The organism is Bacillus sp. CPT56D-587-MTF (assembly GCF_058792335.1).
In genome coordinates, this window is record NZ_JBYTEF010000002.1 from 281,724 (window position 1) to 302,395 (window position 20,672).

The window sequence follows — 20,672 nt, forward strand, 5'->3', positions numbered from 1 at the left end:
AAGATGCCCTGAATGTTTAATAAGTAAAACCAAAATACTTTACCTCCCAATTGATACCAGATGATTTATTATAAATTCTTTCTTAATAACATTTAAAAATAGAAATACTTTTATTTTCTTCCTCTTTTTCGTTTCAAGAAAAGCGCTTGAGTTTACAAATAATTAAATTCCGGTAATCTTCAGAAATATATACCCAAATAAATACATAATAGATTCCTGATTCTCTCCTAATGCTCCTATCTGGTCGTACACTAAAATGGGGCATTGTGTCTCTTATAACTGCAAATAGGTGTTTCTCCTCTACAGTACAACCTCCATATATTTTCTTATTTGTATTTTTCGGTGTTCCTATTTCCAAACATACGGTGAAACCTATGAAACATCATCTCCAGCTGTGCCAAGGTTCCCTCATCATTTGTTTCCAATCAAAAAAATCATTATTGGTTATCCCTCAATGTTAATTTCCCAGTAGCCTAAAAGTCCCCTATCCTTCTCTGGGTCTTGCCATTGCCAAGTAAACATATTCCAAAAAACAATCCATGTATTCCATTACTTACTGGGATCTTCACGAAATAGCTCTGTAATTTTTGATTTCCGATAGAAAAATACCCTTTTCGTTTGGACCTATGTCTCCAAACGAAAAGGGTATTTCTGCAAAATCATCTATTGTAAGAAATTAGTTGAATTGTTTTATCTGTGCATTTGATAATCTCAATTTCCTAGTCAATATGGGATGAGTGTAGCAATGGAATACAATCCTGGAACAAGTATGAGTAGACATTGTTTGTGCTAGTTAGTTTTGAATTGGATAGTCAGTAACCAAGATATTATTATATATACCCTGGATTTTCCTCTTAAACGATTGATGAACGGGGTGTATAGCATAATCCTTTAATGCTTGTTGATTTTCAAATGTAATACGCAATCCTAGCGTATAACCTTGAATTTTATCTGTTTCTTCTGTTATATTATGACCAGCAGAGATATCTAAAATGCCCGGTATGAATTTTTTAAAACGTAAAATTTCTTTTACAAGCGCTGACTCATGCTCTCGTGTTAAGTCTTGATTCGACTTAAAGAACACCATATGTTCATACCTCATATCCATAGTTTCTGCTATTGGTTTCATTTAGAATCTCCTTTAGGTTTATTTATAATCTGAAAACCATTTTGCGAATCTCAATATGTAGAATTACTTGTAAATGTCAACACTATTTCTAACCTCTTTGATTTCCGATTTTATTGCTATCTTAAAAAGGAAATTTACATACAAAATACTAAAAGAATGCGTTTCTTGATATAGGATAAGCTACATTTTGCTATTCCTCCCCACTTCTCACATATTCCCTGTTTCTCAGTTCTTTATCAATCATTTTTCACATTAGGTCTTTACTGACTGTCATTGTCCATCAAATAATATCTTTTCTCTGGCTTCATATGCAAGACGAGATGAACTCCTCTAACTCATCTTTTCCCATTTGTAGATTATTTTCTGGTGCTCTTATATAGGAATCTGTTGATAAAAGAGCCATAGGACATAAAAAATACAAAAAAATCCCTAACTTGTTATACAAATCAGGGAGAAAAAGGTAGTACAGTATCGATTAAGCTAAGTATAGCATAAACAGGTTCATTCGGTCTGTATTTTTTCTGAACATTCAATCATTTTTTAGTGTTAATTCTTTAGGTTTAGAAGCTTCATCGATAAGAGCCTTCTGTCTTGCCTTATATAACATGCGAAATGCAGGGACTTACCTCATCTTTTCTCACGTTTCAATGACATTTTTTAAAATCAGGTCTCGATTCATAGAGACCTTTTCCAGTGTCCGTGTTAATTGTGCACTCTCGTTTGCTGACAAATACCGTACTTTTAGACAAAGTAACAAAAAGGTTCTGAATGGGATTAGAAATAACAGTAAGCCTATGACCTATTTTTACACGTGTATATCTCGGCTATATTCCATTTTACTTCGTTATTATTTCTTTTATCTGATCTTGTGCTTCTTCTTTTCCATCAATCGTTACCTTTACCTCTTGACCTGATTTTGCAGTAACTACCCAAGCATTTGGAATAAAACGGCCTTCATGAGATGTAACTGGTTTATTTATAATATCACCCATTGCATACAGAATGGTAGAAGCACCGCCGTCCATAGCTAATGCATTTACAGCCCCTTTTTCATACAAAATATCTTGACATTCTCGTAGTGTAGCACCTATACTGTGCAACTGTCTTCCATCTATCACTAAAAACATAATCGAGCCATCTTTTTTCTGTGCCATAATAGTACGGGGGCCAGATCCCCATGAACCATCATCATCTTTGATTAGCTTTTCTCTGTTAACTATGAGTTGTGGCATAAAACCAGCAGCATATATTACGTTTTTTTCTAACAGTTGATTAGATGTGTATTTTCCCGTTAATAGTCCTCCATAGGATGTTAAACCTGCAACCAAGGTTGGCGAATCATTTTCATCAGCTCGATGAATAACATTCCCATTTTCAATAACGATTCCGGTACCTGTAGCCCCTCCTCCTTTACCTGTTTCATCAGAAAATCCACTTGCATTGACTGCTACTAAAGCATGGTTACGTTTTGCCATCACACTAAGCTTTTCCCCTAACTTCTGCCCTTGAGTTCCTTGTTGGTTTACTAATTTCACATTAAATGGATTACTTATTGTGAGCAGTTTACCTTCAAATTTATATTCTGCATTGCTGGTAGAATGGATTGTTTCGATTTTAATCTCTAGAGGTTTATCCTTTTGTTGTTGCAGTTGCTTAGATGTGAACTTTGCCCCTTCTATCTCGCTACTATTTTTCCATTTTGGATTGTTAATTTTATACGAAATATCATCTAGCTCCTTTTTTGATAATAAACTGATAGGTGCTAAGTATTGATGTTGTGAGGTTAAAATGATTTCGGCTAATGTTACACGCAATTTATGACCATAAGGTGTACCAAATAAAGTACAGGCTCCTAATAACAGCATGATGCAAAAAAGAAGAAAAAATCTTTTTATGGATTTTTTTATTTTTTTCTTTCGTATGTTCATTCTATTCACTTTTTTAACTCCTTTTTCTCTTAGTAGTAATATTCTACCTATACTATTCGTAAAAAATTAGCAAAGTTTTATAATATATATCCAGTTAGATATTTTAATAAACTGAAGCTAGTGAGTTACCTTTATTAAGATAAGGCTATACATACATTTGTTCTATAAAGAAAATATATACATGTAGCTGTGCCAAAAGATTTAAAACCTAACATAGAGCGTACACGTTTTTTAATGAAGCAATGGTCTTGCTCCACTACGTTATTTAGATATTTTATCTGCCGAATTTGAGTGCCTAACGGCACTTTTTTCTCGTTCTTTAATTTGGTGATAGCAACTGGATAAGCAGGATTTTTATCAATTGTAATTGTACGAGGTTTTGAGGCATGAAAAGATTGCAAAGCTTTCTTAAAGAATCGCTTTGCAGCCTTATGATTTCTAGTTTTACTAAGATTGAAGTCAATCGTATTTCCTTCAGAATCAACCGCACGGTATAAATACATCCATTGCCCTTTTACTTTTATATACGTTTCATCCACTCGCCATGAATCATTTGTTTGTTTCAGATGACATCGGATACGTTTATCCAGTTCCGGTCCGTATTGATGGCCCCAGCGCATAATCGTTGTATGTGCTAAGGCTAATCCTCTTTCTTCCATTATTTCCACCAAATCTCGAAAACTTAGATTGTACCGTAGGTACCAACGTACAGTTAATAAAATTATATCTGGTTGGTAATGCTTCCATTTAAACAAATTGTCCTTTTTCATACTGATCACATCCCTTTTGTAGAGTAATCGTATCAGTATGTCCCAAATTAGAAGATTACTTGCAATTAACCTAACTTTTTTGCACCAGAACCAAAATAACCTTCAACGCTTTTTTCCATCTTTTTTGTTAAAGCTTGCACCGCTTCTTTCTTTTCTTCTGGTGATTTCGTTTGGTACTTTTTCTTATAACTTTTACTCATGATCTTCTCCTACTCTTTCACTTGCTTTTTGTAATTCCTCCATTTCCTCTTCATTCCATCTCTCAGCTGTATCAAAGAAAAGCTCATGAGTTTTCACATTAACTGGAACTAACATATTTTCTTGATTCATGACATGTACTGCAAGTTCTTCCTCTTGTTCTCGTGTAATTTTGATTGTTAGTTCTTCCTCTTTTACAAGTAAAACAAGTTCACCTTCTCCAACCTCTTTAATGACCCCTAATGCGATATCTTCACGAAATAATAACATCCTACTAACCTCCTGTTTTTTTATAAAAAGAAACAATGTAGCTTACGTTACATTGTTCTTTGATGCCTCATGATCTAAACGTTTTTGTCTTGCGTTACTAATCCGTTCGGCTACGACTTCTTTTGCTATCTTCACACTTCCCATCTCTTGTTTATCAGTCGTAATAAGACTATCTACACCCTCTAAAAAGAAATAGCCATTTAATAACTCAATTAAAATTTGCGTATTTCTATCCGCACTATTTGCACCAAGACGGATTTTTGTTAGTTCACTTTTTAACACATCATGTAAGTTTTTTGATACCACTTCCGTTACATAATTTAACGACCATTCTGTATTTTTTGCCGCTTCATGCTCTTTGCAAATTCGTCCCATTGCTTCGCCTGTATATCGCATTCCGTGTTCTTCCATATAATCATTTATATAATCTTCTGTCGCTTGATCCATCGTTACCTGTCTTCTAATTGTACTCATTTAATAACCCCTTTCATTTTGATACGCACTCTCTTTTTGCATACGCTCATAATACTTTTGATTCTTCCAGCTTTCATATTCACTTTTAAAAGCACTTTCCACTTTCCTCATAGAATATTGAATAGATACATTCTGCTGAAATTTTCGAAATGACTTTGATTTTTTCATGTGATGGATTCTTTTTTGTTCTTTATCATATGCCTTCATTTCTTGTAAAAAAGCATTACCCATTCTTTTATACAAATCACCTATTTTATTCGTCTTGTAATTTTCATATTGCTTCTTATCATACTTTCCTTCCCCATATGCTTCTTTAAAAACTTGCACTTCTTTATCTAACTTTTGGAGAAACTGATCGTAATTTTTTTTATGATGATGTTGAATATACCGACTGCTTAATTCATCAATTTATGGCTTTAATGGTTGAATCGTATTGTAGCTATATTGCCACTGTCTTTTATCACTTGGTAACTGTTTATAGATTTGTAAAAACAATGGTTTCAAATGTTGATTACGCCAATCAAAAACGGAATCTTCTTTTTTCCTTCCCACCATATTGTTTCGAATCAGATCATTAATTTGTTTTTGTTCCTGCTTACGATCTAACAAATTATTTACGACTTTCCCCTTCATCGCATCTAATGTTTTTGGTTTTCTTTTACCACGTTCTCTCGTTGGAAATGGTTCAACAGTTGCCACATGAATATGAATATTATCCGTATTAAAATGAATGGCTGCTGACCAGATAGAGCCTTTTTCCAACCCCTCTCTTTTTTGCATTTCCTTCATCATAAGCCTTGTTACATCCATTAACTTTTTCTCATCCAACGTTTTTGTTTTCTCATCATAAATTCCTTGTTTCTCTAGCCAGGGATTATGAAAAGAAATGACATCTTGCCACATGATACTTCCATTCTCATGAGCGATTTTAAACATTTCCTTTAAGGACTTTTTCTCACTTTCTGTTAACCGATTTGCGTGTTCCGTAAATAGTGCCGATGTCTTTTCTGAATTACCCATATAGTCTTGATACGTTTCGAACATTTTCGGATTCAACTTCACTTCACTTTTCGCTTCCTCCCGATCTACATAATCAACATAGTTTTGAAAGGCTTTCGAACCTGGTAACACAAATTTCGTTTTTAAAACAACACCTGGTGTGACGGAAGACTGAACAGGAACAGCACTACTCATTTTCATCATCCTGCAACATCATCTGAATAAACTCATTCATTTTTTCCATTGCGCTATAACAATCACTCATCATATGGATATTCTTTTCAATGAGATTTTCTAATTCCATTTCCCTTTTATTTTGTTGCTGAAAAAATGCCAGCATTTCAATTTGAGCTTTCAAAAATTTTTGTCGGGATATTCCCTTTCTCTTTGCCATTTCATCTATTTTCTTTACGGCAATTGGATCTACTTCTCTTATTCTAATTTCCACTTTTCCCTCTCCTACAATTCTGGGTAGAGATCAAAAATAGCGAGAAGAAGAAGAAGAAGAAGAAGAAGAGCATAAGGGGTTTTTGTTCCCACCTAAGGTGTGAAGCTAGGCAGATCCTAGCAAAACGATGGGAACAAGAAAACCTGCAAGGTGAGTACTCACTGACGATACAAAAACCAACAAATGAGCACTCAATGAGTACTCAAATTTCACTGGTGAGTACTCACTGACGACATGACTTTTTTCACTTTTCATTAATTTCTTGTGCCTTTTCCTCTAATTTTTTGATCTTTTCTCGTGCAATTTTTTGTTCACCTTTAAACAATTCCACGTTCTTTTCTGATGATTTTATTTTTGATTCTAAGGATGCTATTTTTGATTGTGTTTCCGTTTTTTCTGCTTCCGTTTGATACTTCATTTCATCTTGTAATTCTTTTACTTTTTCATAAACTGCCTTCGCATTTTCTTCTTCCAGTTTGATTGCTTTCCCATAATTTTTTATCTTTGTTTAGATATCCTTTTTGTCTCTTTCTATAAAATCTAACTCATATGTTTTTTTATCTTCAGCTATCAGTTCGTCATTCGCTTTTGTTTTTCTTTGATCGGTAAAAATCGTTTGAACTAATTTATTTGGACTTTTTGTTGCTGCATTTTCTTCTTCATATTCGTTCACATCCTGTGTAAATTTACAAATATCCATTTGTTCTTTCTCACCATTTTTATTGTAAATATCGAAAGCTAACGCTCCCCAATTCGGAGATAAGTCTTTTACTTCTACTACGTATTTTCCGTTCTCCTCATACAATACTTTGACAGGTAATTGGACACCTGGATTGGCTTTTTGCTGTGCTTTAAATGTATATCCTGTCTCTTCATATCCTTCTAATCGAAAGTAAATTTGTATAAAGTTTTTGTGTGGATTGTATTCTCTTTTTTCTACAATCAATTTCCCCATACCCGACAACTTAATTACTTTATTCGTCTCTGTATGAAATAGTTTTTCATCGTTTGGCATGTAAATTTTAGATGTTAAGAAAGTGAAAAAACCTAAAAATAGAAAACTGATAATTGTTAAATAGATCCACGACTTATTTTTTCTTAGATTGATTCTTTCGCTCTTCTTACCAATTGCACCTATCACATTCTCACCCCACCTTTTTCGTTATAAAACTTTCATATTTAACTCTTCCACACTTGTAACTCGCCATGTTTCATTTTCTTTTTTCATGATGATTCGTAATACATTGTTTACTTTTTCTTCTCGATTTTGCGTTGAATCTGTCGTGACATTTATAAATTCAGCTAACACATTTACCTCCTTTTTATCGGGTTCATTTTCTTGTAAATAAAACTTCATTTCTATTGGTTTCGTTTTATACGTATCTCCTAATTCGTATTTATCAGTTGGATAAAATTGTTGTAATAGTTCTTCACTCATAATGGATTTTGCTTTTTCTTTTCGCTCACTGTAGCCTTCTTTTTCTCGATGAAATGATAATTGAATAAACGTTTCGGCTGTCGATAAATACGCCCTTCTCTGTTGTTCTTGTGCGGAAGGAAGCACCTTATCCAGTCGTTTTTTTAAGTCTTCATTTTGTTTTGTTAGTAATTCATTTGAAAGTTTTAGCTGTTTTTCTTTACCATCACTCATTGATTTTTTACTCAAATAGATATTAAAAGCTGTCACACCTACAACTAAAATGACAAACACAATAAACAAAGATTTTCGTTTATCTTTCATTCTTTTAGTCTCCTATTCTTTCGGTTTTTAGAACCTTCTTACATGACCAGAAAAGACTTTTTTCCAATACGGATTATTTAAATCTTCAATAGAAACACCTTTATTCGTTTGGCATCCAATGAACGTATTTTTATCAATTACAATGCCAACGTGTCCGTCATGTTTGTAGGTATCAAAGAAAATAACATCACCCGGTTTCATATCATTTGCTGATACTTTTGTACCAATTTTATTTAATGTTTCCGTACTCACAGCGCCAATCGGACTGGTATACATTCCTACTTGTTCGAATGACCAGCGTACAAAACTACTACAATCAAAAATCCCTCTTGCGATGTCATTTGTGTTACGTCCTCCACCAAATACATAGGTAGAACGCCCTATCCATTGGCGACCTACATCGGCAACTTTTGAACCGCTACTTCCTGGATTTCCTCCTCCACCAGAAACAACAGAACCCGGCTGATAATATTTTAAAACTGCATCAACGTACAAGTAGAGTAAGCACCCAACGCCTTGTTACATTACTGTAGTAGGTTTTTAAGTGTTCCTCCCCGAACCGGACTTACATCTCTCAATGTATCCGGCTCTCCATCTGTCTCCTACTAAACCTCTTCTTTGTGCCTTTTTACGTGGCACTCTTTACATAACGCTATGGTTTTACGATTCCTTGAAACCATACGTTTCTCTAGAAAGGACTTGCTCGGCTTATTTTTAATGTCTTTCAATCTTTTTACGTGGTGCATATGAATTGTGATATTTGCTTTCCCACACAATTCGCATTGTTCAGCTTTGATTCGATCAGAGAGTTTCGTTTCACTTAACACATATTTTGTATCTGGAATTAAATCTAAGTTCGCTTCTTTGGACTGTTTCTCTCGTGGCAAACTACGTTCAATAAAATGCGTTTGCTTTTCTCCTCGAGATGTTTTATATGTGACAGTAAATCGTCTGTTTTTCTCATAACGTTTTCGAATCTCTTTTGTTTTAACTCTATACTTAGATGCAAATGTTTTTAGCATAGAGTAATACATAAAGTAAGCAAAACGATGCATATGATTACTCACGTTTTCTGCTAGCCGATAACAGTTATACAATCCTCTTATTTCACTGTTATATTGAGCGACAATCTCTAAATCTTCATTATGAATGAAGTATCCTCTGTCTTTGGGCATCCAAGTGCCATCGGCACTCATTTTGATAGCTTGGTATTTCTTCAATTTGTTGACCCAAGCCTCATGAGGCATTTTTAATTGAACTTTTCCATTAAGGTATCTGCATACTCTTCCAATCGCATCTTTTCGAGGTGCACTTCCTCTAAAAACACGAATATTGTAACCGAGAAATCCTGCATGTTTTTCAGAAGCATAGGTAATAAGCGTTTTCTCTGACGACAATTCCAATTGAAGTGTCTTCATTAGATACTCAATTAACGTTTTCTTAATATATCTCGCATCGTACTTTGAACCAATTACACCAATTAGGAAGTGAGTAGACCTAGGGAACTTCCCCCTAAGTCTCTCTCAGAACCGTACGTGAACCGCTCAGCTCATACGGCTCCCATTATTCGTTGCCGGTAGTATCCCATATTTCCAATAAATAGTTTACGGTCTCGTTGCGCAATAGTGCCTAGCCAATATTCTGCTTTCCTTCGATGTTTTCGTTTCTTATATTTCCGACGAACCCATTTTATTAGACCACTATTGATATACCGCAATACACCGTACATTTCTGATTTGTAGAAATGCCCGTAATAATTGATCCATCCTTGGATTTTCTTATTAAACATATTAGAAATATCCTGTAATGTTTTATCTGCTTTCAACTGTAAGCGCCAGCTTCTCACTTCTTTTCTAATTGCTTTCTTAGCTTTATCGGCAATAGCTGGTGAGAAGTTTGTGAAGAATTTTCCATGTTTGTTCTTTGCGTGTCTTGGTCGAAACGTATACCCAAGAAAATCAAAAGAAATGTTCGGATAGTTCAGTTGTCTATCATCATCTTTACAATAGGCAATTTTCGTTTTCTCTAAGTTTAGCTCTAGTCCAAACAATTTAAATCTTTCTTCCAGTCTTCGTTGAAGATATTTTGCTTGTTTCAATGAAGTGCAGTGTGCTATTCCATCATCTGCGTATCTTGTCCAAGGAATACTTGAAAATTCGTAACTACTCAGCCACCTTTCGGTGTCTTTTTTAAATTTTACTAGTTTCATATGCCTCCCATTTGTAAATACTGAGTATATCAAACAGGGGAGGTGAATCTTATGGTCGATCGAAAAATTATTTTAGATACATATAAAAAAGGACCTGAAGCTGTTATTTCTTTATTTGAAGAAACATTTTCTAAGTTAGAAAAACGTATACAAGAACTAGAAAATGCTTCAAAAAAAAACTCCAAAAATAGTCATAAGCCACCTTCTACAGATGGTTTGGGTAAGCCCGTTACAAAAAGTTTGCGCAAACCGTCTCATCGTCAAACGGGTGGCCAGTTGGGCCACAAGGGACATACTCTTGGTTTGACAGCGACTCCAGATCATACGATTACACATTCTCCTACATATTGTACTTGTTGTCATACTTCCTTGAACCACGAGCCTGTAAAAGGGTATCGCATTCGCCAAGTGTATGACTTACCACCTATTCAGATCGAAGTGACAGAACATAAAGTAGAACAGAAAGAATGCCCACATTGCCATTCTATCCAAGAAGCCCAATTTCCTTCGACAGTATCTCGTCCTGTTCAATATGGTCCAAATATAAAAAGACTGATTCCCTATTTAACGCATTATCAATGCATTTCTTTGAAGCGAACAAAAGAATTCTTTCAGGATTGTTTTGGACATTCTATAAGCGAAGGAACCCTGGTAAATCATACACAGGCTTTCGCTTCTCAATTGCAGCCATTCATAAAAGAAGTAAAGGAAAAGATTCTGCAGTCTCCTGTTGTCCATTTTGATGAAACTGGTATGCGTGTAGAAAACAAAACACAATGGTTACATACTGCCAGTACACCGGAGGTGACATTGCAACATATTCATCAAAAACGTGGAAAAGAAGCAATGGATGCTGGAGAAATCTTGCCATCTTTTTCTGGAATTGCGATGCATGATGGTTGGAAATCGTATGATGCGTATACAGATTGTCGTCACGTTTTATGTAATGCCCATCTCTTACGAGATTTACAAGGAATTATAGATAGTACTGGAGAACAATGGGCACAACAGATGCAGAAATTTCTAACGCAAGCGTTGACGATGAAAAAGCAATCCGAAGGTACCATGCCAAAAGCGACGCAAAAGAATCTGTTTATTATGTATCAATCCATATTGAAAGAACAACAGATTCTTTCCACGAAACAAAAGAAGAAAGGAAAGCAGACGCCTTCTCAAAATTTATGGAATCGCTTCGTCAAGTATTCTGACAGAATTCTAGCGTTTTTAGAACATCCAGCCATTCCATTTGATAACAATCAAGCAGAACGGGATATTCGGATGACGAAAGTAAAACAGAAAGTGTCTGGGACTTTCCGAAGTAAGAAAGGCGCAGAATCTTTTTGTCAGATACGAAGCTTTATGAGTACCATGAAAAAACAAAAACAATCGGTCTTACAAGCGATAAACCAAGTCATAGAAACTAGAACGGTTCCTTGGAATAACACGACTTCATAAGAGAATTTCTCTATTTGGCATAGATTCTTTCTCTGATTGGAGTATTTTCTTTTCATGTTTTCGAATCGGAAACATGTATTTGGCCTGTTTTTTTATTTGAAGAAGCTGAGTAGTTACAACCAATTTAGACAATATCAAGGGTCTGCTTATCACCAATATGCTGTTTCCCTATAATTGAATTACCCCACTTTCACTTCTAAACGAATTGAAAGTGGGGTTCCTAAGTAAAAAGTTCTAACTAACTCTAATATACTAAAGTTAATTCCGCTGCTCTCGCAGTTAGAAGCCTTATCGCTTCATTCTTACAGCCCTTCCCGAACAAGAAAGCCCCTGGGATGAAAGTGAGGTTGGATACGGAGTGCTACCAAAAAACCGTAAGGTTTGTGGCACTTTAAGTATCCAAAATGTTGGTATTATTTTTTTATCTTTTTGTTGTAGCTCTATAATCTAACTAATACAATATGAACATGATATATAAGTATAGAAAAACCAAAACAACTGTTTCATTCACTACCATTTTGTGTTTGCCCACGATACAGAAGAAAGATTTTTCTTCACACAAAAGTAGAAGAACGTTTCAAAGAATAGGTCCAAGAGGTATGTAACGAACTGGATATTGTTATTGTCGCAATGGCATGTGACAAAGACCACGTTCGAAACATAAGTTTCGTAGTGTTCGTAAGAAGTTAGGAGAAACGAAATGACCTTCGACAACTTGATGATAAGGAACAAAGGTGAGGGCAAGACCAAGAACACAAAGTAGCTGCCGGAAAAGGGCCATCTAACTATGGCATATACAATACATCCCTTTACTTCACGACTCTTGGCAAATCGATCAAACGCTTTCTTCAGAACAAGGAATTTAGCAAAACATATCCCATATGTGAAACCTTTTCTGTTTCTTTGTATGTATAATCCCAAAGAGCTAAGAAAAGATTGCATACAAAACAAGAACAACCAATTATTTTTTATTTATTAAAATTGCTCAAGCTTTATTTAGATAGATACACAACATATAAACTTTATTAATTATCATTCATTTCGACATGTGCGTATTGTACAACAAATATACTATATATCGAATAATACAGATAACTTTCTGTCATCTCTTGTCCGAATCCTATTCATCTCTCACTCACTTCATATGCTTTGAACAAGAAGCCTTCTTGACTAAAATGATAAAGTATATTTCTGTACCTAAGATGGAATCAACAAACCATGTACAGTATAATATAATGAATGGAATCAAAGAGTATATTTCTTCACAAGAATAGCAATGTATTTCTTTTGACTCAATCATCTGAAATCTTTTCTAGAACAAATGATTTATCCACAGTATTAACTACAAATAGATTAAATAAAGAGGTGAAAAAAATATGGATTCCTTTGATTTTAAATGTATGGAAATATGCTGCACACCACCCAAAATTCATATACTTCCTGCCTTTGGTTTCGCTTTCAATGCTACAAATCCCCAATTTGCAACTCTAGGAACCCCACTATCCTTACCTAGCACAAGTCCAAATCCCAATATTACAATCCCGGTTATACATGATACCATAAGTACAGGTACTGGTATTGAAGTTCAAAAAAATGGTATTTATCAAATCAGTTATACGCTAACAATCAGCCTTGATAACATTCCTACGGCACCTGAAACAGGTCGATTCTTTCTAACATTAAACACGCCAAATAACATCATCCCAGGATCTGGAATCGCCGTACGTTCTAACACCATAGGCACCGGTGAAATTGATGTTTCTAGCGGTGTCATCCTCATTAATTTAAATTCTAATGACCTCATTCAAATTGTACCAATTGAAATAATGGGTACAATAGACATCCGCGCTGCATCATTAACTGTTATACAACTTGGTTAACCCTAATATTGCATAACTGTACAATATAATCATAGTCACTTATCCTTACTAAAATAGTAGAAAATTATCCAACTAACGATAGCATCCCTATGTAGCACGCATACGCTACTCGACCGTTTTTTGAATATTAAAACTTTATACATCACTAAAATATTGTATTTCTTGCGCTATGCCTCTATTTTTTCTTTTAATGTCCCAAAAGAAAAGGTCAGAAGACCATTTCCATTTTTTAAGTGGTATTTGGTCTTTCTTTTTTTATTCAATTGTATACCGATTATTCTCTGAAACCAATAAACTTGTTATGTCAACCTTCAGTTGACATTTTCCTAATCGCCGCTTTACTTCTAATTCTAATTTTTTATGGGCTTCTTCCAAAGAGCTTGCTGAGATAATTGTAGACTGTGCATCTGTTATCTTGTCATTATACATCACTGAAAATTCAAATTCGTATCGATGTACCATGGTCTCTTCACTTCCTCCCCACTGTATTTCCCCTCTTCGAACTAAAAGATCCTCTCCTCAATTGGACAAAAGATAGCCTAATGGTTGTGGGTAAACAAACATGTTTGTGAAAGCTATGAAAACAAAACTATAGTAAGAAAAAAGACGAGTAATTCATTACTCAACAAAATATATGCATGTCCCTAAAAAATCATCACTATTTTCTCTCCCTCTACAAAAATAACATATACAGCAAATCACCTATGACAAATCCAATAACATTCAATCCCACATAATGCTAATACAACTTAAATAGATTTCAAACAAATAGGGAGTCAAAATACAGAAATACATATCCGACTTTCATTCATTTTTAAGTGTGAGCTTGAGCTAAAAGGATTCAATTGTAGAAATGGAGCGTTAATACACGACATACCTGCACGTCAACAATACGAGAAATAAGCTTTGAGTTGTTCCAGCTAACAACATGACGAATTCTTTTATCCCTATACCTACATCTAACTGTAGCATTTAAAATACTTTCCTTTACTTCGCAATTTTCTGTTGTTTTCTACAACAAAAAATTTTTTATTTGTTTGTTTTGTGATATAAGATTGTACGTTGTTCTTCTTAGATTTAAAACACGAGATTTATTTTTTGAAAAAGCTTGTATAAGCATCCTCAGAGTTTCCAACAGACCGTGAAATCATAATACGAGCCACTTCTTTTTGCCAAACAAGTGCTTTCTTGAGGAAAACAAGTTTAGTAGAGCATATCCCATATGTCAAACCTTTTCCTGTTTCTTTAAATGTATGATCCCACAGAAATGGGAAATGATTGCACACAAAGCGAGAACCACCCACTGTTTTATTAATTAGCGTTACTTGTGCTGTATTGATTATCTTATTTCGATATTAAAGTAAATTTCCCTATCAATAAACTCTTTTTATAATGTCTTTGAGACTCCCACGACTAAAGTCGCAAGCCCGAATCCTTATGAAGTTACGGGTGGGATTCTTGAATGACTAAGCGTTCGCAGTCCATTTCTGTTTTGAACAACCTTCAAGATGAGGGTATCTCATTGCCCTTCCTAAACCAGACCATATAGGTGCTTAGGCTGATTGACTGTTACCATCAATCACAGTTGCGTAGCGAATATTCATCGCCCCAACGATATCACGATGTGTCTTAAACCCACATGGACACCTGTACTTTCTGTCTTGTGCCCTGTTCTTTTCAGCGTATTTTGGACAACTTTGACTTGTATAAGCTGGATTCACATATTCAACCTAAATACCAGCTAACATTGCTTTATACGCAATAAATCGTGACAAACGATAGAATGACAGAAATATGATTATCCATCGCAAAATCAATGATTTCACGACTTATTTTGTAATCTTTATCTTGCATCCATCTTTTTTCTTTATCATCCAATCGTCGGGTGGCATTCACTTTTTTGTCTTTTCCTAGCTTATTACGAACACTCCGAAACTTACGCTTCCTATATTTGTTTTGCCTACCATTCCCAAAGAAACGAACCTTGTCATCGTCTGTGATTGCTACCGCAGGGACTTTGAGACCTAAGTCTACTCCTAAAATCTTCGTCCTTGCTTTTTCATTTGTAGTAAGCGTGATAGATATTTGGGCGATCCACTTATTCGATTTCTTTGTGATACGAAGTGTACCTAATTTATGTTTTAACAAATTCAAATTGCGATTGTTTTTATCGATTCATAAAGTGCGGACCTTTAAACGAGTGGACTTTCCATTTCTCTTAAACGGGATTGAAATATGAATGGCATCAAATGAGTAATTTTGATTGTTCCATACACAAACAGGTCTCTTTAAAACCGGAATGATTTTATACTTGCTTTTCTTTACTTTTGTAGCAAACAAACTTTTCACGTCTTTAATCGCCTGATTCTTCACCGCACTTGGGATATTTGCTTCCATATCTTTTGTGCTTTTTTTCGTACTTTTCTTTGCTTCCACCATTTCCGATACAAGCGTATTTATAACTTTGATATATTCGTGACTGCTTTGTTCCAACAAACGGATTTGTTCTCTTGTTAGAATCAATTTCACTTTCACTGTTAGGGTCTGTGACATACGTTTCATCCCCTTATTGTTTGATTTTCAGCATCGTTTATTTGATACATTTCTAGCAATAGAAACAAAATAAGAACTTGTCCATAAACTTTGCAACTACATAAGATGAGGAGATGTTCCTCTCAAACACTTTGAAACATTCTTCTATTATCATTTATTCTAGCTACAATGTATCATTTACTTTCGAAAAATTACAACAAAAAGACCCAAAGAAACTACCTATAATTTGGATACTTAAAGTACCACGAACCTTGCAATTTTTAGTGGTACTCCGTATCCAACCTCACTTTCATCCCGTGCCTAAAGGCGAGGGGCTTTCGTTCGGGAAGAGCTGTAAAGTTAGTAGATTGTCTACAGGGCATAAAAATATACAACGCCTTACTACCTTTACATTCAGTATATTTTAGGGCGTCTAACTTATATCCAATCAAAATGTTAGTACAAAGATATATTTTCAAAACTTATAAAATATTGATTTTTATTCACTAATTAATATCGCAGTTAATTGTTTAAAATCTGTGGTATATTTTAATAATTCATCATGGATAGTGCCAATACATTCCTTGTAATACGAAGGATTATGTTGAAATATCTTTGAATAACTCTGAAATAATTGAATGATTATATTTTCATTTAATTGAGTCGTAGAACCTGAAATACCTACTAGAATAAGCTTTAAAATTGCAAATTCTATATTAAATAATAAAAAGCTTCTAGCAAAACTCTTACTTATTATAAGGGAATATTTTGTGTTGAAAATAATATAAACAATAATTTTCTAAGATATATTCATGTTTTGAAAAAAATTTTGTATGTACGATAGTTCTTCTGGTAAATCTTTGAGAATTCATTTATATTAATATTCTCCCCCTCTTGTATTCCCATACCCTCTTTAAAAAGTTGTAAGCATTTTTGAAATCTAGGGAACGCAGAGTATATATTGGAATCGTTCAATAACTGTAATATCGTTCTCAATATGACTTGCATCTTAGGTTGTATAAAATCATTTGGTTGACTTTTCATAGAGCTATTTATTTTTTTCTTTGCTAGCTTAATAGATTTATCTGTCCCAGCCTTCTTTCGAAGAGAGTCATATAATTCATTGAAAAATAGCCCAATCAACCAAAGACGTTTTGATAATGGATTTCACGTTGACTCAGAAGATGAGTAATATAGGTGTGAACCTTTTTTACATAGTTCAAATTGCTTGGAGAATTGTATGGAACTACTAGAGCATCTTGACTGTCTCGATCGACAGATGTTGTCCATTCGAATGGGATTGTAGATAATAAAACTAAACGAGCCATTTCAGGACAGGAAAGATAACCTGTTTCATAATAGGTGTGATGAACCGTTTGAGTCACTCGAGGGTAATACCTACACGTATTACATAGTGCAGACGAGCCATGCTCTAAATGAATACTACATAATTTTTCTTCTGTTAAAAATGAACAAGCCCCAGCCGTATTAAATTTTAGTATAGCGTAATTTTCTTCATTCGTAGCTTCTACATTTTTCTCTATAGATTGTAAAAGATTAGAGTCGTTTTTCTCATCCATTTTCCTATATAGTTCATATTTTTCTTTATTAATAAAAACTGTCCAATTCGTATTACAACAATTATCTTCACACTGAGATCCAATACAAGAAAATTCGGATATATGTTTACTAGTGAAAAAGTTCTGTTTCATGGCTTTCCCTTTCCTATATACGTTTTATAATTCTATTTTACTACTTATAATAGTAACTACTCAGCTTCTTCAAATAAAAAAACAGGCCAAATACATGTTTCCGATTCGAAAACATGAAAAGAAAATACTCCAATCAGAGAAAGAATCTATGCCAAATAGAGAAAGAATCTATGCCAAATAGAGAAATTCTCTTATGAAGTCGTGTTATTCCAAGGAACCGTTCTAGTTTCTATGACTTGGTTTATCGCTTGTAAGACCGATTGTTTTTGTTTTTTCATGGTACTCATAAAGCTTCGTATCTGACAAAAAGATTCTGCGCCTTTCTTACTTCGGAAAGTCCCAGACACTTTCTGTTTTACTTTCGTCATCCGAATATCCCGTTCTGCTTGATTGTTATCAAATGGAATGGCTGGATGTTCTAAAAACCCTAGAATTCTGTCAGAATACTTGACGAAGCGATTCCATAAATTTTGAGAAGGCGTCTGCTTTCCTTTCTTCTTTTGTTTCGTGGAAAGAATCTGTTGTTCTTTCAATATGGATTGATACATAATAAACAGATTCTTTTGCGTCGCTTTTGGCATGGTACCTTCGGATTGCTTTTTCATCGTCAACGCTTGCGTTAGAAATTTCTGCATCTGTTGTGCCCATTGTTCTCCAGTACTATCTATAATTCCTTGTAAATCTCGTAAGAGATGGGCATTACATAAAACGTGACGACAATCTGTATACGCATCATACGATTTCCAACCATCATGCATCGCAATTCCAGAAAAAGATGGCAAGATTTCTCCAGCATCCATTGCTTCTTTTCCACGTTTTTGATGAATATGTTGCAATGTCACCTCCGGTGTACTGGCAGTATGTAACCATTGTGTTTTGTTTTCTACACGCATACCAGTTTCATCAAAATGGACAACAGGAGACTGCAGAATCTTTTCCTTTACTTCTTTTATGAATGGCTGCAATTGAGAAGCGAAAGCCTGTGTATGATTTACCAGGGTTCCTTCGCTTATAGAATGTCCAAAACAATCCTGAAAGAATTCTTTTGTTCGCTTCAAAGAAATGCATTGATAATGCGTTAAATAGGGAATCAGTCTTTTTATATTTGGACCATATTGAACAGGACGAGATACTGTCGAAGGAAATTGGGCTTCTTGGATAGAATGGCAATGTGGGCATTCTTTCTGTTCTACTTTATGTTCTGTCACTTCGATCTGAATAGGTGGTAAGTCATACACTTGGCGAATGCGATACCCTTTTACAGGCTCGTGGTTCAAGGAAGTATGACAACAAGTACAATATGTAGGAGAATGTGTAATCGTATGATCTGGAGTCGCTGTCAAACCAAGAGTATGTCCCTTGTGGCCCAACTGGCCACCCGTTTGACGATGAGACGGTTTGCGCAAACTTTTTGTAACGGGCTTACCCAAACCATCTGTAGAAGGTGGCTTATGACTATTTTTGGAGTTTTTTTTTGAAGCATTTTCTAGTTCTTGTATACGTTTTTCTAACTTAGAAAATGTTTCTTCAAATAAAGAAATAACAGCTTCAGGTCCTTTTTTATATGTATCTAAAATAATTTTTCGATCGACCATAAGATTCACCTCCCCTGTTTGATATACTCAGTATTTACAAATGGGAGGCATATGAAACTAGTAAAATTTAAAAAAGACACCGAAAGGTGGCTGAGTAGTTACTTATAATATAAGGAAAATGTTTGAAAATTCCCTTTGTTAATGGTAAATAGGCTTGGGTTCTGTTCAAAGTTTTTGGAGCTAGACTGTAGAAAAAACGAGATGAAGAGCATAACATATGGGATATTTTAAAGAAAAACAATTCGAGAAAGACATTATCTTGATAGCCGTCGGCTATTATTGTCGTTTTTCTTTAAATTATTAAGATGGTTTCTTTAAACAAAATCACGATGACGTTGTTCAAACCTCCAGTTCAAAAGGAGAAACCGACAGATGTCCTGTTCTCCTTTTTCCGTAGTACAATAGGCATAGATTCGGAAGACGGGGAGTGGATTCTAGTGGACAAATTAGAAGTTGGACACCTCAGTCAATGAGATGCCTATCTTCTATTGTCCTAGAATATTGCGTATGTCCGACAGTTCCATATTCGTAAACTTCGCAATATCTTCGATATCCATGCCATTTTTATGCATGCCACGAATCAGTTGGATTTTTCCTTCTTCTATACCAACCTCACGAGCATGTGCTAATTTCGCTTGTTCATCAAATAATACTTTTTCCCGTTCTTCATATGCGAGGCGAAACGAACTGCTCTGACTCATATTTTCCCATTTGTGGATGGCCTTTTGTAATATCGGATCTTGTTTCATAGCGATGTCCTCCAATGTGTGGGTCAAGTGTTCATCTGCATACGCTGGTAATAAAAGTAACCAACGAGCAAATTCATTTTCCCACGGGTTAATTTTTTTCTCTCCATTGTTTTAGTAATTTTGGAATTTCAATAAAATGTATTTCTAAATCGTCGAGAAGTACATCATTCTGTTGCTTGCTCCAAAACTGTCCGACTGTATGCATATCATCATAATCAGGAAAGAGCTTAAAATCTAATATATTAATGATAATGGTTTTTCGCAAAGAGCGGTAAGGCATACCTTGCTCTAATTGAGATGTATACAGTTTACTCCAATAATAAAGGGAACGTTTGACGATTTCTTGTGTATTTCGTAATCCTCTCTTTGTATAGAATAGCTATCTATACTTTTAGTTTTGTAGTGATTCCGGCTCTGATTATTTGACTAAACATGTTAGAAACTTACCTGCAAATTTGTTTATTGAAACATGAAAGACATTATAACAACAATTGAAACAACCTTTTCCACAAGGATGATTTTCAAATTATTTATGTGTAATTTTATATTCTGCAATGATGTTATTCTATTTTAAAATATTTTT

At 34.7% G+C, this 20,672-nt stretch carries 15 protein-coding genes and 10 pseudogenes; 4 read left to right on the forward strand and 21 right to left on the reverse strand.

What is annotated here, in order from left to right:
• Positions 1 to 793 precede the first annotated feature (793 nt).
• The 13 genes and pseudogenes from AC3WVZ_RS30725 to AC3WVZ_RS30785 all read right to left on the reverse strand — a co-directional run bounded on the left by AC3WVZ_RS30725 (position 794) and on the right by AC3WVZ_RS30785 (position 10,166).
• Positions 794 to 1,129, reverse strand: a complete 336-nt coding sequence (locus tag AC3WVZ_RS30725) for a Dabb family protein (RefSeq protein WP_233936672.1) — start codon at positions 1,127 to 1,129, stop codon at positions 794 to 796.
• Positions 1,130 to 1,965: 836 nt separating this feature from the next.
• Complete coding sequence (locus AC3WVZ_RS30730) at positions 1,966 to 3,057, reverse strand: phosphodiester glycosidase family protein (protein ID WP_233936909.1); 1,092 nt, start codon at positions 3,055 to 3,057, stop codon at positions 1,966 to 1,968.
• A gap of 134 nt (positions 3,058 to 3,191) precedes the next feature.
• The gene (locus tag AC3WVZ_RS30735; protein WP_233936673.1) at positions 3,192 to 3,827 is read right to left on the reverse strand and encodes an IS6 family transposase; all 636 of its coding nucleotides are present in this window, start codon (positions 3,825 to 3,827) and stop codon (positions 3,192 to 3,194) included.
• A 92-nt stretch (positions 3,828 to 3,919) separates the two neighbouring features.
• Positions 3,920 to 4,027, reverse strand: a pseudogene (locus AC3WVZ_RS30740) (ArdC family protein); the annotation flags it as partial.
• Positions 4,020 to 4,295, reverse strand: a complete 276-nt coding sequence (locus tag AC3WVZ_RS30745; protein ID WP_000923991.1) for a hypothetical protein — start codon at positions 4,293 to 4,295, stop codon at positions 4,020 to 4,022. The gene AC3WVZ_RS30745 and the pseudogene AC3WVZ_RS30740, both read right to left, overlap by 8 nt.
• Before the next feature lie 42 nt (positions 4,296 to 4,337).
• A complete protein-coding gene (locus AC3WVZ_RS30750) occupies positions 4,338 to 4,769 on the reverse strand; it encodes a hypothetical protein (RefSeq protein ID WP_233936675.1) in 432 nt (143 codons plus the stop codon).
• Positions 4,770 to 5,963, reverse strand: a pseudogene (mobP2, locus tag AC3WVZ_RS30755) (MobP2 family relaxase).
• The gene (locus tag AC3WVZ_RS30760) at positions 5,956 to 6,216 is read right to left on the reverse strand and encodes a hypothetical protein (RefSeq protein WP_233936676.1); all 261 of its coding nucleotides are present in this window, start codon (positions 6,214 to 6,216) and stop codon (positions 5,956 to 5,958) included. Before AC3WVZ_RS30760 ends, mobP2 begins: the two are co-directional and overlap by 8 nt.
• Positions 6,217 to 6,460: 244 nt before the next feature.
• A pseudogene (locus tag AC3WVZ_RS30765) lies at positions 6,461 to 7,357 on the reverse strand (hypothetical protein).
• Between the two features lie 21 nt (positions 7,358 to 7,378).
• A complete protein-coding gene (locus AC3WVZ_RS30770) occupies positions 7,379 to 7,957 on the reverse strand; it encodes a YddI family membrane protein (protein ID WP_233936677.1) in 579 nt (192 codons plus the stop codon).
• A 27-nt stretch (positions 7,958 to 7,984) separates the two neighbouring features.
• Positions 7,985 to 8,452 (reverse strand): annotated as a pseudogene (locus tag AC3WVZ_RS30775) (C40 family peptidase); the annotation flags it as partial.
• A 110-nt stretch (positions 8,453 to 8,562) separates the two neighbouring features.
• Positions 8,563 to 9,444, reverse strand: a pseudogene (locus AC3WVZ_RS30780) (HNH endonuclease); the annotation flags it as partial.
• Positions 9,445 to 9,506: 62 nt separating this feature from the next.
• Positions 9,507 to 10,166 (reverse strand): group II intron maturase-specific domain-containing protein, encoded by a 660-nt coding sequence (locus tag AC3WVZ_RS30785; protein WP_233936679.1) that lies wholly within the window; start codon positions 10,164 to 10,166, stop codon positions 9,507 to 9,509.
• Between the two features lie 51 nt (positions 10,167 to 10,217).
• Here AC3WVZ_RS30785 and tnpC (AC3WVZ_RS30790) point away from each other — a divergent pair, with 51 nt between their 5' ends.
• The 3 genes and pseudogenes from tnpC (AC3WVZ_RS30790) to AC3WVZ_RS30800 all read left to right on the forward strand — a co-directional run bounded on the left by tnpC (AC3WVZ_RS30790) (position 10,218) and on the right by AC3WVZ_RS30800 (position 13,501).
• The gene (gene tnpC / locus AC3WVZ_RS30790) at positions 10,218 to 11,621 is read left to right on the forward strand and encodes an IS66 family transposase (protein WP_100910632.1); all 1,404 of its coding nucleotides are present in this window, start codon (positions 10,218 to 10,220) and stop codon (positions 11,619 to 11,621) included.
• A gap of 467 nt (positions 11,622 to 12,088) precedes the next feature.
• Positions 12,089 to 12,275 (forward strand): annotated as a pseudogene (locus tag AC3WVZ_RS30795) (transposase); the annotation flags it as partial.
• 722 nt (positions 12,276 to 12,997) lie between these two features.
• On the forward strand, positions 12,998 to 13,501 hold the full coding sequence (locus AC3WVZ_RS30800; RefSeq protein ID WP_233936680.1) for a hypothetical protein: 504 nt from the start codon (positions 12,998 to 13,000) through the stop codon (positions 13,499 to 13,501).
• Positions 13,502 to 13,756: 255 nt separating this feature from the next.
• Here AC3WVZ_RS30800 and AC3WVZ_RS30805 read toward each other — a convergent pair whose 3' ends face one another.
• From AC3WVZ_RS30805 to tnpC (AC3WVZ_RS30835), 7 genes and pseudogenes are all read right to left on the reverse strand, one after another.
• A complete protein-coding gene (locus AC3WVZ_RS30805) occupies positions 13,757 to 13,963 on the reverse strand; it encodes a hypothetical protein (protein ID WP_233936681.1) in 207 nt (68 codons plus the stop codon).
• 521 nt (positions 13,964 to 14,484) lie between these two features.
• Positions 14,485 to 14,844 (reverse strand): annotated as a pseudogene (locus AC3WVZ_RS30810) (hypothetical protein); the annotation flags it as partial.
• A 210-nt stretch (positions 14,845 to 15,054) separates the two neighbouring features.
• Positions 15,055 to 16,054, reverse strand: a pseudogene (locus AC3WVZ_RS30815) (RNA-guided endonuclease InsQ/TnpB family protein).
• Positions 16,055 to 16,532: 478 nt separating this feature from the next.
• A complete protein-coding gene (locus AC3WVZ_RS30820) occupies positions 16,533 to 16,829 on the reverse strand; it encodes a hypothetical protein (protein WP_492226183.1) in 297 nt (98 codons plus the stop codon).
• Between the two features lie 14 nt (positions 16,830 to 16,843).
• The gene (locus AC3WVZ_RS30825; protein WP_492226182.1) at positions 16,844 to 17,176 is read right to left on the reverse strand and encodes a hypothetical protein; all 333 of its coding nucleotides are present in this window, start codon (positions 17,174 to 17,176) and stop codon (positions 16,844 to 16,846) included.
• Positions 17,173 to 17,745: a flagellin lysine-N-methylase gene (gene fliB, locus AC3WVZ_RS30830; RefSeq protein WP_233936682.1), complete on the reverse strand. Its 573-nt coding sequence runs from the start codon at positions 17,743 to 17,745 to the stop codon at positions 17,173 to 17,175. The genes AC3WVZ_RS30825 and fliB overlap by 4 nt, the downstream gene beginning before the upstream one ends.
• A 191-nt stretch (positions 17,746 to 17,936) precedes the next feature.
• Positions 17,937 to 19,340 (reverse strand): IS66 family transposase, encoded by a 1,404-nt coding sequence (gene tnpC / locus AC3WVZ_RS30835; RefSeq protein WP_233935200.1) that lies wholly within the window; start codon positions 19,338 to 19,340, stop codon positions 17,937 to 17,939.
• 217 nt (positions 19,341 to 19,557) lie between these two features.
• Here tnpC (AC3WVZ_RS30835) and AC3WVZ_RS30840 point away from each other — a divergent pair.
• Positions 19,558 to 19,641, forward strand: a pseudogene (locus AC3WVZ_RS30840) (IS6 family transposase); the annotation flags it as partial.
• A 184-nt stretch (positions 19,642 to 19,825) separates the two neighbouring features.
• Here the strand turns inward: AC3WVZ_RS30840 and AC3WVZ_RS30845 are convergent.
• Positions 19,826 to 20,447, reverse strand: a pseudogene (locus AC3WVZ_RS30845) (Rpn family recombination-promoting nuclease/putative transposase); the annotation flags it as partial.
• Between the last annotated feature and the right edge of the window lie 225 nt (positions 20,448 to 20,672).

Bases quoted from the DNA above. Each gene is read 5' to 3' on its own strand.
- AC3WVZ_RS30725 (WP_233936672.1), bottom strand. From the start codon at position 1,129: ATGAAACCAATAGCAGAAACTATGGATATGAGGTATGAACATATGGTG.
- AC3WVZ_RS30730 (WP_233936909.1), bottom strand. From the start codon at position 3,057: ATGAACATACGAAAGAAAAAAATAAAAAAATCCATAAAAAGATTTTTT.
- AC3WVZ_RS30735 (WP_233936673.1), bottom strand. From the start codon at position 3,827: ATGAAAAAGGACAATTTGTTTAAATGGAAGCATTACCAACCAGATATA.
- AC3WVZ_RS30745 (WP_000923991.1), bottom strand. From the start codon at position 4,295: ATGTTATTATTTCGTGAAGATATCGCATTAGGGGTCATTAAAGAGGTT.
- AC3WVZ_RS30750 (WP_233936675.1), bottom strand. From the start codon at position 4,769: ATGAGTACAATTAGAAGACAGGTAACGATGGATCAAGCGACAGAAGAT.
- AC3WVZ_RS30770 (WP_233936677.1), bottom strand. From the start codon at position 7,957: ATGAAAGATAAACGAAAATCTTTGTTTATTGTGTTTGTCATTTTAGTT.
- AC3WVZ_RS30785 (WP_233936679.1), bottom strand. From the start codon at position 10,166: ATGAAACTAGTAAAATTTAAAAAAGACACCGAAAGGTGGCTGAGTAGT.
- tnpC (WP_100910632.1), top strand. From the start codon at position 10,218: ATGGTCGATCGAAAAATTATTTTAGATACATATAAAAAAGGACCTGAA.
- AC3WVZ_RS30800 (WP_233936680.1), top strand. From the start codon at position 12,998: ATGGATTCCTTTGATTTTAAATGTATGGAAATATGCTGCACACCACCC.
- AC3WVZ_RS30805 (WP_233936681.1), bottom strand. From the start codon at position 13,963: ATGGTACATCGATACGAATTTGAATTTTCAGTGATGTATAATGACAAG.
- fliB (WP_233936682.1), bottom strand. From the start codon at position 17,745: ATGAAACAGAACTTTTTCACTAGTAAACATATATCCGAATTTTCTTGT.
- tnpC (WP_233935200.1), bottom strand. From the start codon at position 19,340: ATGGTCGATCGAAAAATTATTTTAGATACATATAAAAAAGGACCTGAA.